The following is a 14330-nucleotide window of genomic DNA, read 5'->3' as shown; positions in this document are numbered from 1 at the left end:
GGACGGATCTGGGTTACTCGCCGTTCTTTTCAAAGTGCAAACATCAATAAAAAGCCCCGTCATCCGCACCGCCCCTCTTGACAATCCCCAAAACTCCTCTATAATAACATCAGCAAAACCAAGGTGTTCCTGTAGCAACCGCCATTGCCTTCTGGGGAAGGACACAATGAAGGCAACAACGAGCCGGAGACTTCTGCTGGGCTTGCTCAAGCGCAGGTAGAAGTCTTTTTTGTTCCCATGGCAATGCGGTTGCGCATGAGACGGTTCAGGAGAGGAAAAACCATGCGCAACCGACGGTGGTTCGTTCTGTTCGCCCTGAGCCTTGTGGCCGCCTGGGCGCTGGCACCGCTGGTGTCCGCCTGGGCGGCGCTGGCGTATACCGAGGCGGCCCGCCTGGGCTCGCCAAACCCCGCCACCGACGCCGCCTTCGGCCTGGCCGTGGCCCTGAGCGGCGACTGGCTGGCCGTGGGCGAGCCCAACGCGAACAACGGAACGGGGGCCGTGTATCTTTTCCACCGCGTCGGGCTGACCTGGGAACACGCGGCCACCCTCACCGCTGACGACGGGGCAACAAACGATCACTTCGGTAAGACCCTCGCGCTCTCCGAGGGTATTTTGGCCGTAGGCGCGCCCAACGCCGACATTGACACAACCCCCAACGCCGGGGCCGTTTATCTTTTCACCTTCGCCAACAACGCCTGGCAGTTCAGCCAAAAACTCACCGCCCCTGCTCCCGCTGAAAACGACGCTTTTGGCAGTGCCGTAGCCCTCAAAGCCCATACCCTGGCCATAGGGGTTCCCATGGCGGATCAACGAGCCTCCAACGCCGGAGCCGTGATGATTTTCAGCCAGGGTAACGACGGCACCTGGAGCCACCAGGCCACCCTCACCGCGGCGGACGGCGGCAGCGGCGACCATTTAGGCTCCGCCGTCGCCCTTTACGGCGACCGCGTGGCCGCCGGCGCCCCAGAAGCCAACGCCAACGCCACCGACGACGGTCGGGTATACATCTTCCTCCGCCAGGGCAACACCTGGCTCCAAGAAGCGGCCCTGACGCCCGACGATGCGGCCGCCAACGACGGCTTCGGCACCAGCGTCGCCCTGGCCAACGGCACCCTGGCCGTCGGCGCACCGAGAGCCGACAGCGGCGGCGCAACCGATAGCGGCACCGTGTATATTTACACCCTCGCCAGCCAACAGTGGTCACTCACCGCCCGCCTGGAACCCCCAGACGCCATTGTCGGCGCCGCCTTTGGGCAGGCCGTGGCTATGGATACCGATCTGGCTGTGATCGGGGCGCCTCAGGCCGACGCTGGCACGGCTTATATCTTCACCGCCGACGGCCCAAACTGGAACCCCCAAGCCCGCCTTGCCCCCGCTAACGCCACCACCGGCGATGCCGTGGGCACAGCCCTGGCCCTGGACGCTGGTTGGGTGGCCCTGGGCGCTCCCCAGGCCACCTCGGGCGGGCAAAGCGCCGCCGGCATCGTGGCCCTCTTCACCCCTGAGCAGGCTCGCGCTGTGGTCCAACTTCTCAGCGCCCAGGGGTTGGTGGTTCGCCCGCGGGACATCCTCTTCCCGCCCACCATCCAGATAGGGGTGGATGTCACCGTCCAGGCGATCGATCAGACCTGGACGGCGGCCAACCTCACCGGACTGGACCTGGACTGGCACATCACCTTAGCGGCCACTGACTTCACCGACGGCCAGGGGCACCAAATCCCGGCGGCGAACTTCACCGTCCAGATGTCCGCCGCCGATATCACCACCCTCAGCGGCAGCAGCGCGCCCACCAGTCAGGTCGCCAACGCCACCCCCCTCAACCCCAACGGCATCACCCTGCTTTCGGCCAGCAACGGTCGCGGGCAGGGCATCTACGACTTCACTCCTCACTTCTTCCTCACCATCCCCGCCGGCACGGCCGCAGGACACTATCAAACCACCGTCACCGTGACCATGACCGCGGGGCCATGAGCAAGGGAAAAATTCGGCTTTGGTTACCCCTCATCCTGCTCGGCCTCTGGGCCGCCGGTCCGGGGCCAGGGTTCCTCATCCAGCCCATCCCCCAGCGGGGAGACAACGCCCCGCGGCCCTTCTTCGACTATCAGGTTCCGCCCGGGGCGATCATTCACGATGCCGTGGTGCTCACCAACCTCACCGATCACCCCCTCACCCTGATCCTCTATCCTGCTGACGGCCAGACAGCCTCCAACGGCGGGGTGACCTTCCCCCCACGAGAGCAATCGCCCCAAGGGCCGGGTCGCTGGATCACGCTGAGCCAGGACCGGATCACCCTGCAGCCCCACAGTGCCCAAGCGGTCGCCTTTCGCCTCCAGGTCCCCGCCAATGCCCGCGGCGAATCCATGGCCGGCCTGATCGCCCAACCGGAAGCACCCCCCTCCTCTGAGCAACGGCCCTTCACCGTCACCCTGATTCGCCGCGTGGCCGTGGCCGTGCGCATTCGCGTGGTTTCAGCTCAGGCGCCCCTGGCCTTCCACCTTCGGTTGGTCGGCCTGGCCCTCCGGGTTTCCCCCGAAGGGCAGCAAACCCTCCAAGTGCGTCTGTACAACCCAGGCTATTACGGCGTCAAGGGGGAGGGCCAACTCCTCATCTTCGACAAAGCCGGACAGCGCCAGCGTGCACGCGCCATCCAACTGGACTACCTACTCCCAGGAGCCACGGTCACCCTGGCCGTTCCGCTCGCCCCTCCTCTCTCCCCAGGAACTTACCGAGTTTCCCTGCATCTGCGCCACAACGACAAATTGGAGTTCACCACCCACGCTCTGTTCACGGTCCCCGAACCATCCCCCATCGCTCCCCTTCCCATGCCCCAGGCCGGCCCTGACCGCAACCGCTGGCTGGCCCTGGCCGCCTCACTGCTCGCCCTGCTCGTCCTGCTGGAAGGGTGGGAACTCTACCGCCTGCGCCGACGACTAAACGAAAAGCCGCGTTGACGCCCCGCCCCGCTTGCGCTTCTGGAATTTCCCGGGTATAGCGGAGCCCCACCCCATCGTGGTCCTTGCCGCCAGTGGCGCATCAGAGGCATCTTTCCTTCTCGCGCAAGCCCACCTCTCCCCGCCCCCTTTTTCGCCATTCTGGGTTAAAATGAAAGTTCCATCCGTTCCGTCGCTTAGGAGGACCCCATGGCCGATTTGACCACTCGATTGCTTGGCTGGTCGCTGAAAAACCCTCTCATGCCCGCCGCCGGGCCCCCGGTGCGCGACGCCATCTCCGTCAAGGCCTGCATCGACGCCGGCGTGGGCGCCGTGGTCACCAAGACCATCTCCACCACGGCCGCGCCCGTGCCCACCCCCAACATGGCCGACCTGAAAACCTACTTCCTGAACACCGAACTCTGGTCCGAACTCTCGCCCGAACACTGGTTCCAGTACGAATTCCCCAAAATCCGCGAGAGGGCCGACGAAGCTGGTGTTCCCGTGATCATCAGCATGGGCTACACCGCCGAAGAAATCGCCGAACTGGCGCCTAAGGTCAAACCCTTTGCCGACGCCGTGGAACTGAGCACCCATTACATCGAAGACGACCCTAAGCCCATGCAAGACGCCATCCGCGCGGCCAAGGCAGCGCTGGATGTGCCGGTGCTGGTGAAGATGAGCCCCTTCCGCGAGCCCCAGCCGGCGGCCATCGCCGCGCAGGAGGCCGGGGTGGACGGCATCGTGGCGACCAACTCCTTCGGCCCAGCCCTGGGCATCGACATCGAGCGCGGCGGTCGCCCCCTGATGGGCGGCAAAGGGTACGGCTGGCTGAGCGGCCCGGCCCTCAAACCCATCGCCCTGCGCATAGTGTACGACATCGCCCAGGTGGCCGATGTGCCCATTATCGGCGTGGGCGGCATCAGCCGGGGCACCGATGTGGTGGAGTACCTCATGGCCGGGGCCACCGCCGTGGGTATCTGCACGGCGGCCATCACCCGCGGGCCTCAGGTGTTCGCCAAAATCGCCCGCGAACTGAACAAATGGCTCGACAGCCACGGCTACGCCTCGGTGCAGGAGATTCAAGGCCTCACCCTGAAACAAACGGCACCCAAGATGACCGAGCCCCCTATCCTGCTCCCCGACAAATGCACGGGCTGCAACTTCTGCGTGTTCAGTTGTTTTTATCACGCGCTCTATCTGGACGAAAACCGCAAGATCGCCATCTACGAAGACCTGTGCTACGAATGCGGGTTATGCCTTACCCGCTGCCCTGTGGACGCCCTGCATTACTCCTACTGAACCCTGCCCCGGCTAACGCTCAAGGCCTGACAAGCGCCGTCAGGCCTTTGTTGTTTTGGCTCCCATTTCGCCTATACCTTAATTTCGCCCATGGCAGGGACCCAGGCCTCCTCTGACCAAAAGGAACGCCCCAGCAGCGCTCTCCCGGTACCGCAAGGGCAACCAACCGTGCGGGGTGCGCCAAAAACGTTCGCTGCGCAGCCCATGCAGGCCGCGCAGAGGAGCCAAGGAGGAGATTCCGCCCGGCGGCGGAAACAGGCTATACCTGTCGCAGCTCGCGTCGCATCTGCTCGAACTCTTCGCGGGTGATTTCCCCGCGGGAGTAACGGGCTTTGAGGAACTCTTCAGGCGAAGCATCCTGCCGCGATAACATCGGCAGGGTCACCTGAAACCCTTTCAGGGCGATCAGCCCGATGGCCAACAACACAATCCAGAACACAAACCCAAAGATCATCATGAGGTCACCTCCCGACCTTCCAGGTCACGCAGCATCTGCAGGTACTGCTCGCGCGTGATTTCGCCACGGGCGTAGCGGGCCTTGAGAATGGCCTTGGGGTCATCCACGGGGCCTTCCACAGGGCCAGGACCTGCCGTCCAGGAACGGCCACTGAAGAAGAAGCGACGCATCGCCCACACGGTCAGGGCGATCAAGCCGCCGCCGACCACCAGAATCAGGGCCAGGTTGATCAGCATGCCGATCCAACCCCAACTGCCCCAGCCCCCCCAACCTCCACAACAACCGTCCCACATCATCCTATGCCTCCTAAAGGAAAGTCTGGTTTGTTTTTGTTTGCACCCTAAGGATAATCGCTGGAAGTCAAGAGCCTCCCAAGGTTTGATGAAGATTCGTTAAAGATGCCCGCGGACCCAGGCCCCTTCCTGCAGAGCCCGGCGGCCAGATGGTACAATGAAATCAACCTTCCCGCGGTGCATCGCGCCGCTCAACGCAGCGGGCGAGGAGAAAAGGGCATGGAAAAGGCCAAAATTCTGGTGGTGGACGATGAACCTTCCATTGTTCGGGCCGTGAAAGCCTACCTGGAGCGCGAGGGGTTTACCGTGTACACCGCCGAAGATGGCCCCGGCGCGCTGAAAGCGGCCCAGGCCTTTCGTCCGGACATCATCGTGCTGGACATCATGCTCCCCGGCATAGACGGGCTGGAAGTGATGACCGAACTGCGCCGCCGCGGTTCGGATGTGTACATCATCCTGCTCACGGCCCGCATTGAGGAAACCGACCGGGTGGTGGGCCTCACCTTGGGCGCCGATGATTATGTCACCAAACCCTTCAGCCCCCGCGAACTGGTGGCCCGCATCAAAGCCGCCCTGCGGCGGCTGGGCAAAAGCGGCACCGAGCGTCAGGTGCTGCTCTTCCGTGACCTGCGCATCAACACGGCCGCCCGGCAGGTGTGGCTGAAAGACGAGGAAATCCACCTCACCCCCCGGGAATTCGACCTGCTGCAGGCCCTGGCCGAGCACAACGGGATGGTGCTCAGCCGCGAGCAACTGCTGGAACGGGTCTGGGGGGCCTACTACGGCGACGATCGGGTGGTGGATGTCCACATCGGCAACCTGCGGCGCAAGTTGGGCCCCCTGGGCCAGTGGATCGCCACCGTGCGCGGCGTAGGCTACCGCTTCGACGGAGAACTGCCCACATGAACAAACTTCTCCAATGGTGGCGGCAGCGCCTGGCCGCCAAACTGTTCTTCGCTCATCTGCTGGTGATCGCCGCGGGCGCTATCACTCTGCTCATCGCCGGGGAATCGGTGGCGCCCAAGGCCTTCGAACGGCACCTGGCCGCCATGGGCCACCTGATGCAAAGGATGATGCAGGGGATGATGATGGGCCGCGGCCCTTACACCAGGACGGACGGCGTGGACCTCACCGCCGACCTCTTCCACAACTTCCACGCCGCCCTGACCGAAGCCATGGTGGTGGCGCTGCTGGTCTCCGGCGCGGCCGCGGTGCTTGTCAGTTGGTTCATCAGCCGCCGCATCGTGGCGCCCATCCAGGCCATGTCCCAGGTCAGCCGCCGCATCGCCGAGGGCCATTACGAAGAGCGGGTGGCCGTCCCCCCCGAGGCAGCCGAGGGCACCGACGAGTTGGGCGAACTGGCCCTGAACTTCAACCGCATGGCTGAGCGCCTGGCCCGCACCGAAGAGGCCCGCCGGCAGTGGCTGGCCGACATCTCGCACGAAATGCGCACCCCCCTGGCCTCCATCCTGGCCTACGCCGAAGGGCTGCAAGACGGCGTCTTTCCCCCGGAACCGGAAATCTACCAGCAAATCGTGCGCGAAACGAAACGCCTGCAACGGTTGGTGGACGATCTGCACGAATTGAGCCGCTTAGAGGCTGGCGCCTACACCCTGAATCGCCAGCCGGTCTCCCCCAGGCAACTGGTGGACGAAGTGGTGCAGCGTTTCGCCCCGGCCTACACCAACAAAGGCGTCGCCCTGGAGACTGAAGTACCTTCTGAGGCCCCTGCGGTGTGGGCCGACCCCGAACGGGCCATCCAGGTGCTGAGCAACCTGCTGGACAACGCCCTGCGCCACACGCCCCCGGGCGGTCGTCGGGTGACCGTGCGCGTCATCCCACCACAGGCAACCGGGGGCGAAAAAGGCTTCGTGCGCTTCGAGGTGCAGGACACCGGCGAGGGCATCTCCCCCGAGCATCTGCCCCACCTCTTTCGCCGCTTCTACCGGGTGGACAAGTCCCGCTCCCGTCAACGCGGCGGCAGCGGCATCGGGCTGACCATCGCCCGCCTGCTGGTCGAGGCCCACGGCGGACGCATCGAAGCCCACAGCCCCGGCCCCGGCCAGGGGAGCACCTTTCTTTTTACCCTGCCCGTCGCCCCCCGGAAATAAGGGCACAGATCCCTTCTCGAGGGGGCACTTCCCCCGGAAAACGGCGCCCCACCCCAAGGTCCGGCGGTGTGGACCCCACGGGGTGGGGCGTTACTTTTGATGATGGGCGCCTCGATGATCAGCGCCAGGGGGAAAACCACGCCCCCGTAAGCCGCTAGATGCACTTTGGGATCGGGCAGCCGAGCGATCACGGCGCTCAGGAGCGGCAGTGCCACGGACACAAGCAATCACGAAGCGGCCAGGGGCACCAGGTGCGCATCAGCCGGCGCAAAGAGATGGGGGAAGTCGCTGGCGCTTGCATAGGCCTGATGATACCATCAGAATCCCAGGCGATGGCCCCATCGCCGCGGGTTGATCTCACACCAGACCATAGCCGGGCGGGCACCGGCTTTCCGGCAAAACTGTACCGGCGCTGCCAAAACAAGGTATACTTACTTTGAGCCCACCCTCCGAGGTGTCGGATGATTTTCTCCAAGGCCCCCCTGTTTACCCTTTTGGCCTTCGCGATGCTGCTCAGCGCCTGCGGGCCAGCGGCATCCTCCCCCGGCCCCTCACCTACCGCCTCCGAAAGCGACCCCATCCAGCGCCTCTGCCTGCAGGGTGTGCAACGAGCCCTGGACCTGGAAATCGCTCGCTATGAAGGCTGGCTGAAGAACGCGGACAAAACCCAGCGCGCCATGTACTGGCGAGCATTGGACTATCTGCAACGCGAACGCAAGCGATACTGGGGCATGCCACCCAACGCCTTCCACCTGGACGAGGCCTGGCACTACATTCCCGGCGTGGAGATAGGGATCTACGGCCGGGCCCCCCTCCCACCGCCAAAACCCCTGACGCTGGACGACGCCTGGATCAGAGATCCCCTGCCGGCCATGCTCTATATGCCCGATCAATCCCGCTCCGGGCCTTTCTACTTAGTGGTGGCCGTGCCCGAAGGCATGGACCTCACCCCGGGCACCCGCTACCGGCTCAAAATCCAGCCCGTGATGCCCAGGAGTTACCCCTTCCCGAGTTATTATGTGTGCGTACTGGAAGCAAAAGCGAAACCCTCGCCGCAATCAACGCCCTGATGCCTCCGTATGACAGCATCCGTCGCATCCTTGCCCAAGACCCCCATAGCGGACCACCAACCCAACCAAGAAGGCGCATGATGACGCGCGTGTTCCGACGAATGCCCTGGTGGTGGGGGGCCTGGCCCTCGTGTTCCTGGCCGCCTGCGGCACAACCAGGACGGCCGTGGAGATCAAGCAACTGGCGCCCAACGACGCCTACGCCCTGCTGCAAAGCAGGGCTAACAACCCCAACTGGACGTGCAGACACCCCGGGAGTTTCAGGCTGGTCATATTCAGGGCGCGGTGAACATCAATCTCTACACCCTAGACTTCCAGAAGCAACTGGACCAACTGGGCCGCCACACCCGCCTGTTGCAGGCGCTCGTAAAGCCTGCGCGCCTGCTCCGGGGGAACCACCTTATCCTGGTCTCCCTGCAAGATGAGAAACGGTGGGTCGCCTGGGGTGATATAAGTCACCGGGCTGGCCACGACCCACACCGGGCCCTCCGGAGAAGCCGCATCGAACACCAACAACAAGCGCCGCTGCCCCTGAGGGCGGGTCGAGTGCGCAAACAAGGCGGGCAAATCGGCCGGGCCGAACATGACCACCACCGCCTGCACCCAGCTGGGCTGTTCGAGATAAGGCCCCACATCCCAGCCGGCCGAGACGTCACTGGTGCCCAAAAGTGCCGCCAGGTACCCCCCGGCGCTGCCACCCCAGACGCCGATATGGGCGGCGTCGAGATGGTACCCGGCCGCGTGCGCGCGCAGAAAACGCACGGCAGCACATTTCACATCCTCAATCATGGCCGGGAAATGCGCCTGGGGCGCCAGGCGATCGTTCACCGCGGCCACCACGAAACCGGCCTCGCGCAACGCTGGCACCTCCACATAGCCCGCCCCGCCGGTTGCTGCTGGATATGGACGCCGACCAAGTGGCCTACCCGCACGAGTTTCTGGAAGAAGCGGGGAGGCGTGGGCTGCTGGGCCTGCGCTTCGACCCGCGCTGGGGCGGCCGTGAACATCCGAACTCATCGCCCTGGAGGAGGTGGGCGTCCTGGGCAGCGCCCCGGCCTGCCTGTACTCCTTGGTGCCCATCGTGGGCGAGGCCATCCACACCTTCGGCACCGAGGAGCAAAAGGGACGCTACCTCAAACCCATACTGCAGGCAAACTCGCCGTGGCCGAAGGGCTGACGGAACCGCGCGGTGGGTCGGACTTCTTCGGCACGACGACCAAAGCCCGCCGCGAAGGCGATGTGTTCTATGTCAGCGGACAAAAGCGTTTCGTCGCCAGGGCCGAGGGGGCCGACCTGTTCCTCATTTATGGCAAAGTCGAGGGCATCGAAGACCCCAAGCGGGCCATGACCGCCTTCCTCATCGAGCGCGGCCCTGGAGATCGCGGCCAAATACGCCGACCAGCGCTACGCCTTCGGGCAGAAAATTCGCCGCTTCCAGGCGGTGAGTTTCAAAATCGCCGAAAGCCTCACCTTGCTGGACGCCGCCCGCGGGCTGAACCGCCTGGCCGGAGAGGCCGCCTGGGAGGTGGTCAACCTCGCCATGCAGGTCCTGGGCGGTGTCGACTACACGAATATCTTCCCCGTGGAACGCCTGCTGTGCGATGTGCGCCTGCTCTCCATCTGGACCGGTACCAACGAGATCATGAACCTCATCATCCAGCACGAATTCTACAAAGACTTCCTCCACAGGCCGCCCCAGGGCCGGGATGTGAAAGCCGACGCCGAGGCCACGGAGGAAAAAGCCTTTCCCCGGCTAACCGCCTGCTTCCAACCTGTGGTATGATGTAAAGGCCCCAAACCAACGCCTAGGCGCGTTGGGGGGCTTTTGTTACTTCAGTTTTCTCCGGAGTGTAACCGATGTCTCTGCCCCCGTTGGATTTGGGTTTCCTGACCATCATCCTCCAACTCATCTTTCTGGAGGGCATCCTTTCGTTTGACAACGCGGCCGTGCTCGGCGCGATGGTGGCCCCCCTGCCAGAGCATCAGCCCGTGCCCTGGCCGCGCGTCTTGCGCCCCCTGGGCCGGGTGCTCGACCCCTTCCTGGGCCCTCAACGCACGGCGGCCCTTCGGGTGGGGTTGCTGGGCGCTTACCTGGGCCGGGTCCTGATGCTGGTCATGGCCAGCTTCGTCATTCGCAACCCCTGGCTTCAATTTGTGGGGGCCATCTACCTGATCAAAATCGCCATCGAACATCTGGGGGCCTTCCACACCGCCGAACAAGAAGAAAAAACGGCTGCCCTGGCCCACAAGGTGCGCGGCTTTTGGACCACCGTGCTCATGGTGGAGATCATGGACCTGGCCTTCAGCCTGGACAATGTGGTGGCCGCCATCGCCCTCTCCCGCCATCTGGTCGTGGTGATAATCGGAGTGGCCCTGGGAATCCTCACCATGCGCTTCGCCGCCGGGCTGTTCACCCATCTCATCGAGAAGGAACCCATCCTGGCCACAGCCGCCTACCTCCTGGTGCTCAACATCGGCATTGAGTTCCTGCTCTCCGAATTCGCCCACATCGAATTCCACGAACTGACCCGCTTCGCCATCAACCTAGCCACCATCCTCCTGGCCCTTCTCTACGCCCACACCCCCTGGCTCCAACGCCTGCTCTCCCGACCGCTGGCCTGGATCGCCCGCGCTTTCTTCTACCTGAACACAGGCATCAACTGGGTCTTTCGCCCCTTCCACTGGCTCTTCCAAACCTTTTTACGCCTATTGGCCTGGACCTTCAACCGCAAGCGGAAGGCGACGCCTCAGCATCTCCCCACCAACTCGCCCCGCTAAACCCTGCGCTTTCTCCCGCTTCCCCGCGCCCCTGGCTCTGGCTCCAGGGGCGTTTTGGTTTTGGGTAAGGGTCCGCTTTCCTCTCGCCCATGACCAAGACACTTCCTAATTTCACTCGAACAGGCTACACTGTAAAGTGAAGTAGGCCGTAACGCATATCAAGCCACTCTTTCCTCCCCAGGAAAGCCAAAGCGCGCGCCCATGGTGGGCCCAGAGCGCTCACATCACGGGGAGATATACATAAGGAGGTGCTCCATGACCAAACCACGAGTGTTCTTGGGATGGCTCATCCTGGTCCTTATCCTCAGTGCGTGTCAGACGGCCACCCCATCTCCGACGCCTGTGCCCACTTCGACCGCGGCGGTCGAAGCCGGGCCGGTGCAAGGTCCCACCGCCACGCTGGTGCCGCCTGCTGCCACGGCCACCCCTGGCGCCTCAACCGCCCCCACCACGCCCCCCTTCGCGCCGGCCGTGCAGGCACCGCTCTCCAAGGACGCCAACAGCTACTTCGCGGCCTCGGGCAAGTGCGTGCGCTGCCATGTGGGCCTGCGCGACCAGAGCGGCGCCGAGGTCAACCAGGCCACCCTCTGGCGCGCCTCGCCCATGGCCAACGCTGCCGTGGACCCCTACTACCAGGCCGCAGTGAGCAACGAAATCCAAAACCACCCCGAATACCGCGCGGCCATCGAGCAAAAATGCAGCACCTGCCACATGCCCATGGCCCACTTCGCCGATGTGGGTCAGGGCAAGGGTGCCCAAATCTTCGGCCCCGATGGCTACCTTTCCCCTTCTCACCCATGGAACCGGCTAGCCCTGGAAGGGGTCTCCTGCACCGTCTGCCACCAGATTCAGCCGGAGGGCCTGGGCCAACGCTTCAGCGGCGACCTGCCCCTGGACTTCACCACCCCGCCCGGCCAGCGGGTGGTCTTTGGCTCCTTCGCGCCCACCCGCGCCGGGCAGATGCGGATGCCCAACGAAAGCGGTTTCGTGCCCCGCCAAAGCGACCACCTGGGCACCTCGGAAGTCTGCGCAGTTTGCCACAACCTGTACACCCACTATGTCACCGCCGACGGCGCGTTGAGCGAGGACGTTTTCCCCGAACAAACCCCGTACACCGAATGGCGCTATTCCGCTTTCGCCCCAAACACTTCATGCCAGGACTGTCACATGCCCGAAGCCCAGGGCAGCGTGGTGCTGACCGCCATCGGTCAACCGGTGGCCCGGCAACCCGTGCGACGGCACGAGTTCACCGGCGGCAACACCTACCTGCTGCGCCTGCTCAAGGCCTTTGGCGGCGGCCTCCAGGCCATGGACGGCGAGGCCGGTTTCGCCGCGGCCATCGCCCGCACTCAGGCTTTCTTGCAGTCCCAGACGGCCATCCTGACCATCGCCGGACCCCAGGCCAAGGACGGCAACTTAACCTTCCGCGTGACTGTGACCAACCTCACCGGCCACAAATTCCCCTCCGCCTACCCCTCGCGGCGGGCCTGGCTGCATGTCACGGTGCGTGACGCCGCTGGACAGGTGGCGTTCGAATCCGGCGCCTACACCCCTGAAGGAGCCATCCATGGCAACGACAACGACGCCGACCCCTAGGCCTACGAACCCCACTACGACCACATCACCCAACCGGATCAAGTGCAAATCTACGAGACCATCCTGGAAGACGTCCACGGCCAGGTGACCACCGTGCTGCTCAACGCCGCCTCCTATGCCAAAGATAACCGTCTGCTGCCCAAAGGTTTTGACAAAACGGCGGTGCCGGACGAAGTGGTGCCCCATGGCGTGGCACTGCAGGACGCCAACTTCATCAGCGGCAGCGACACGGTCACCTACACCGTGGCCCTGGGCGACGCCTCGGGCCCGTTCACCGTGGAAGTCGAACTGCTCTACCAGCCCATTGCCCACCGCTGGGCGGCCAACGCCGGCGCTTACAACACGCCCGAATCCCAAGCCTTCTGGTCCTACTATCAGCGCATGCCCAATCAACCCGAACGGGTCGCCCAGGCCAGCGCTACGGTAAGCCCCTGAGCCACGCTCCTTCCCATGGATACGGTTTTTTTAAAGGGGCAGGGAGCAAGGGCAAACCATCATCCGGCAGAGCGGCAACTTTGCGACGGGCCTCCGGAAGATAGGCAGCCGGTATCCAGCCTCGCAAGAGCGTGAGGGCCACAACGGCCGGCGCCGACGGGCAATCCAGCCACACCATGGCGCCTGCGGCCAACCAAACGCTGTCGTCAGATAGGCCTGCATGTCCTCTTCACACAGGGCGATCCACAAAGGGCGTTCCGCCCATCGTCCACGGCCTTTCACCACCTTTTTGCCAATCCGGCGGGCGGCCAGCCCCCCCGGCAGGGAAAAGGGTGGCCGATCTTCCAGGGCGGCTTTCAACCCCGGCTAATCGTTCTTCACCAAACCGATGTAGGCCCTTTTTCCACCACCTTTTGCACCAGGGGGGCTTTCAGCAGGCCTGCATGGGCGTTCACCCCTTTCCCGGCTAACGGCATCTCTTCCAGCGGGGCCAGAGCGGCGGCCAACTCATCGCCTCCTGCAACCTCCCGCTGCCCCACCGCCCCGCGCAAGACTTACCCCGCCATGGTGAGCACTTGCAAGGCTTGCTCTCCGCGCCGGCATTGGCTCCCCCGTAGCGTTTTGCCATCTAAGGCATGGCGGCTTCGCCTTCCCAACTCAGCACCCACGCCCGCACCACGCCCTCCAGTACCCCCGCATCCCGTTTCTGTGCCACCCGCCAAAAGCTCCCCGGGCTGGGAAGATGCGGACGCGCCCACAACCCCAACGGCATGAAGTTCACCAGGCGTTCCTTCCGCTCTTTCGCCCGTGGCCACATCCCTAACAACGAATTCTCGCCGTGCATGGCGGCTAAAATGAGCACCGCCAACATGCCGTACCGAGGGTATATCCTCCCATGACGGGACCGCGGGTCGGGCATCATGCGCCATTGCTCCAACAAGGAACGCTTGCCTTTCTTTCCTGCCATCTTGACCTTCAAAGTTCGCAAGACACGAGGAAGGCCCTTTTTGTATACCACATTATCAGAACTTTAAAAAAGCCCTGGGACAGCGTGGAAGGCGGTTGACTTTTGAGGAGAAAGGGCTACAAATGGAAGCAAGCAAAGGCGCGGGAGGGCGGCGGCGTGTTGGGGTATTATGCCGCGCGGAGTCTGTTTTTGACGCTGTATTGTCATTTTATCACGCTTTCTGAGCAGCATAATCCCGCCGTAGGAGCGAAAACACGCCTGGCGTCGGTCTATAGCTGCAAGGGAGCGGGATAAACGTTAGGCCGTCCGTGCTAAAAATATGGGTTCAAAGGAGGTAGAGAAAATGAGACCAATCATAATTGTTCTTCTGGTCATTACCCTGACTTCT

General features: G+C 63.7%; 13 protein-coding genes and 1 pseudogene. 10 read left to right on the top strand and 4 right to left on the bottom strand.

The window, feature by feature from the left end; genetic code table 11:
• Positions 1 to 282: 282 nt before the first annotated feature.
• From G4O04_03900 to G4O04_03890, 3 genes are all read left to right on the top strand, one after another.
• Positions 283 to 1974 carry a hypothetical protein gene (locus G4O04_03900; GenBank protein HEY57671.1) on the top strand — a complete coding sequence of 564 codons (1692 nt, stop codon included), beginning with the start codon at positions 283 to 285 and terminating at the stop codon, positions 1972 to 1974.
• A complete protein-coding gene (locus G4O04_03895; GenBank protein HEY57670.1) occupies positions 1971 to 2954 on the top strand; it encodes a DUF916 domain-containing protein in 984 nt (327 codons plus the stop codon). Before G4O04_03900 ends, G4O04_03895 begins: the two co-directional genes overlap by 4 nt.
• Before the next feature lie 189 nt (positions 2955 to 3143).
• Positions 3144 to 4235: a 4Fe-4S binding protein gene (locus G4O04_03890; GenBank protein HEY57669.1), complete on the top strand. Its 1092-nt coding sequence runs from the start codon at positions 3144 to 3146 to the stop codon at positions 4233 to 4235.
• 259 nt (positions 4236 to 4494) lie between these two features.
• On the opposite strand, the gene G4O04_03885 is transcribed toward G4O04_03890, so the two are convergent.
• Together G4O04_03885 and G4O04_03880 are read right to left on the bottom strand one after the other, a co-directional pair.
• Positions 4495 to 4692, bottom strand: a complete 198-nt coding sequence (locus G4O04_03885; protein HEY57668.1) for an SHOCT domain-containing protein — start codon at positions 4690 to 4692, stop codon at positions 4495 to 4497.
• Complete coding sequence (locus G4O04_03880; protein HEY57667.1) at positions 4689 to 4928, bottom strand: SHOCT domain-containing protein; 240 nt, start codon at positions 4926 to 4928, stop codon at positions 4689 to 4691. Before G4O04_03880 ends, G4O04_03885 begins: the two co-directional genes overlap by 4 nt.
• A 276-nt stretch (positions 4929 to 5204) precedes the next feature.
• Here G4O04_03880 and G4O04_03875 point away from each other — a divergent pair, with 276 nt between their 5' ends.
• The 3 genes from G4O04_03875 to G4O04_03865 all read left to right on the top strand — a co-directional run bounded on the left by G4O04_03875 (position 5205) and on the right by G4O04_03865 (position 8166).
• Positions 5205 to 5891: a response regulator transcription factor gene (locus tag G4O04_03875; protein HEY57666.1), complete on the top strand. Its 687-nt coding sequence runs from the start codon at positions 5205 to 5207 to the stop codon at positions 5889 to 5891.
• Positions 5888 to 7096, top strand: a complete 1209-nt coding sequence (locus tag G4O04_03870) for a HAMP domain-containing histidine kinase (protein HEY57665.1) — start codon at positions 5888 to 5890, stop codon at positions 7094 to 7096. Before G4O04_03875 ends, G4O04_03870 begins: the two co-directional genes overlap by 4 nt.
• Positions 7097 to 7557: 461 nt before the next feature.
• Positions 7558 to 8166 carry a hypothetical protein gene (locus tag G4O04_03865; GenBank protein ID HEY57664.1) on the top strand — a complete coding sequence of 203 codons (609 nt, stop codon included), beginning with the start codon at positions 7558 to 7560 and terminating at the stop codon, positions 8164 to 8166.
• 306 nt (positions 8167 to 8472) lie between these two features.
• On the opposite strand, the gene G4O04_03860 is transcribed toward G4O04_03865, so the two are convergent.
• Positions 8473 to 9024 carry an alpha/beta hydrolase gene (locus G4O04_03860; protein HEY57663.1) on the bottom strand — a complete coding sequence of 184 codons (552 nt, stop codon included), beginning with the start codon at positions 9022 to 9024 and terminating at the stop codon, positions 8473 to 8475.
• A gap of 44 nt (positions 9025 to 9068) precedes the next feature.
• Between G4O04_03860 and G4O04_03855 the strand changes: the two are divergent.
• The 4 genes and pseudogenes from G4O04_03855 (at position 9069) to G4O04_03840 (ending at position 12975) form a co-directional block, all read left to right on the top strand.
• Positions 9069 to 9949 (top strand): annotated as a pseudogene (locus G4O04_03855) (acyl-CoA/acyl-ACP dehydrogenase).
• Between the two features lie 74 nt (positions 9950 to 10023).
• A complete protein-coding gene (locus tag G4O04_03850) occupies positions 10024 to 10944 on the top strand; it encodes a DUF475 domain-containing protein (protein HEY57662.1) in 921 nt (306 codons plus the stop codon).
• 255 nt (positions 10945 to 11199) lie between these two features.
• Complete coding sequence (locus tag G4O04_03845; GenBank protein HEY57661.1) at positions 11200 to 12540, top strand: hypothetical protein; 1341 nt, start codon at positions 11200 to 11202, stop codon at positions 12538 to 12540.
• 42 nt (positions 12541 to 12582) lie between these two features.
• Complete coding sequence (locus tag G4O04_03840; GenBank protein HEY57660.1) at positions 12583 to 12975, top strand: hypothetical protein; 393 nt, start codon at positions 12583 to 12585, stop codon at positions 12973 to 12975.
• Between the two features lie 628 nt (positions 12976 to 13603).
• On the opposite strand, the gene G4O04_03835 is transcribed toward G4O04_03840, so the two are convergent.
• The gene (locus G4O04_03835) at positions 13604 to 13942 is read right to left on the bottom strand and encodes a transposase family protein (GenBank protein ID HEY57659.1); all 339 of its coding nucleotides are present in this window, start codon (positions 13940 to 13942) and stop codon (positions 13604 to 13606) included.
• Positions 13943 to 14330: the final 388 nt, after the last annotated feature.

Source organism: Anaerolineae bacterium, from assembly GCA_011176535.1.
In the GTDB taxonomy this organism is placed as follows: Bacteria; Chloroflexota; Anaerolineae; order Anaerolineales; family DRMV01; genus DUEP01.
Note: the sequence above shows the minus strand (reverse complement) of the source record. Positions and strands in the feature narration are given on the sequence as shown.

Bases quoted from the DNA above. Each gene is read 5' to 3' on its own strand.
- G4O04_03880 (HEY57667.1), bottom strand. From the start codon at position 4,928: ATGCTGATCAACCTGGCCCTGATTCTGGTGGTCGGCGGCGGCTTGATC.
- G4O04_03845 (HEY57661.1), top strand. From the start codon at position 11,200: ATGACCAAACCACGAGTGTTCTTGGGATGGCTCATCCTGGTCCTTATC.
- G4O04_03870 (HEY57665.1), top strand. From the start codon at position 5,888: ATGAACAAACTTCTCCAATGGTGGCGGCAGCGCCTGGCCGCCAAACTG.
- G4O04_03865 (HEY57664.1), top strand. From the start codon at position 7,558: ATGATTTTCTCCAAGGCCCCCCTGTTTACCCTTTTGGCCTTCGCGATG.
- G4O04_03900 (HEY57671.1), top strand. From the start codon at position 283: ATGCGCAACCGACGGTGGTTCGTTCTGTTCGCCCTGAGCCTTGTGGCC.
- G4O04_03895 (HEY57670.1), top strand. From the start codon at position 1,971: ATGAGCAAGGGAAAAATTCGGCTTTGGTTACCCCTCATCCTGCTCGGC.
- G4O04_03885 (HEY57668.1), bottom strand. From the start codon at position 4,692: ATGATGATCTTTGGGTTTGTGTTCTGGATTGTGTTGTTGGCCATCGGG.
- G4O04_03890 (HEY57669.1), top strand. From the start codon at position 3,144: ATGGCCGATTTGACCACTCGATTGCTTGGCTGGTCGCTGAAAAACCCT.
- G4O04_03850 (HEY57662.1), top strand. From the start codon at position 10,024: ATGTCTCTGCCCCCGTTGGATTTGGGTTTCCTGACCATCATCCTCCAA.
- G4O04_03835 (HEY57659.1), bottom strand. From the start codon at position 13,942: ATGGCAGGAAAGAAAGGCAAGCGTTCCTTGTTGGAGCAATGGCGCATG.
- G4O04_03875 (HEY57666.1), top strand. From the start codon at position 5,205: ATGGAAAAGGCCAAAATTCTGGTGGTGGACGATGAACCTTCCATTGTT.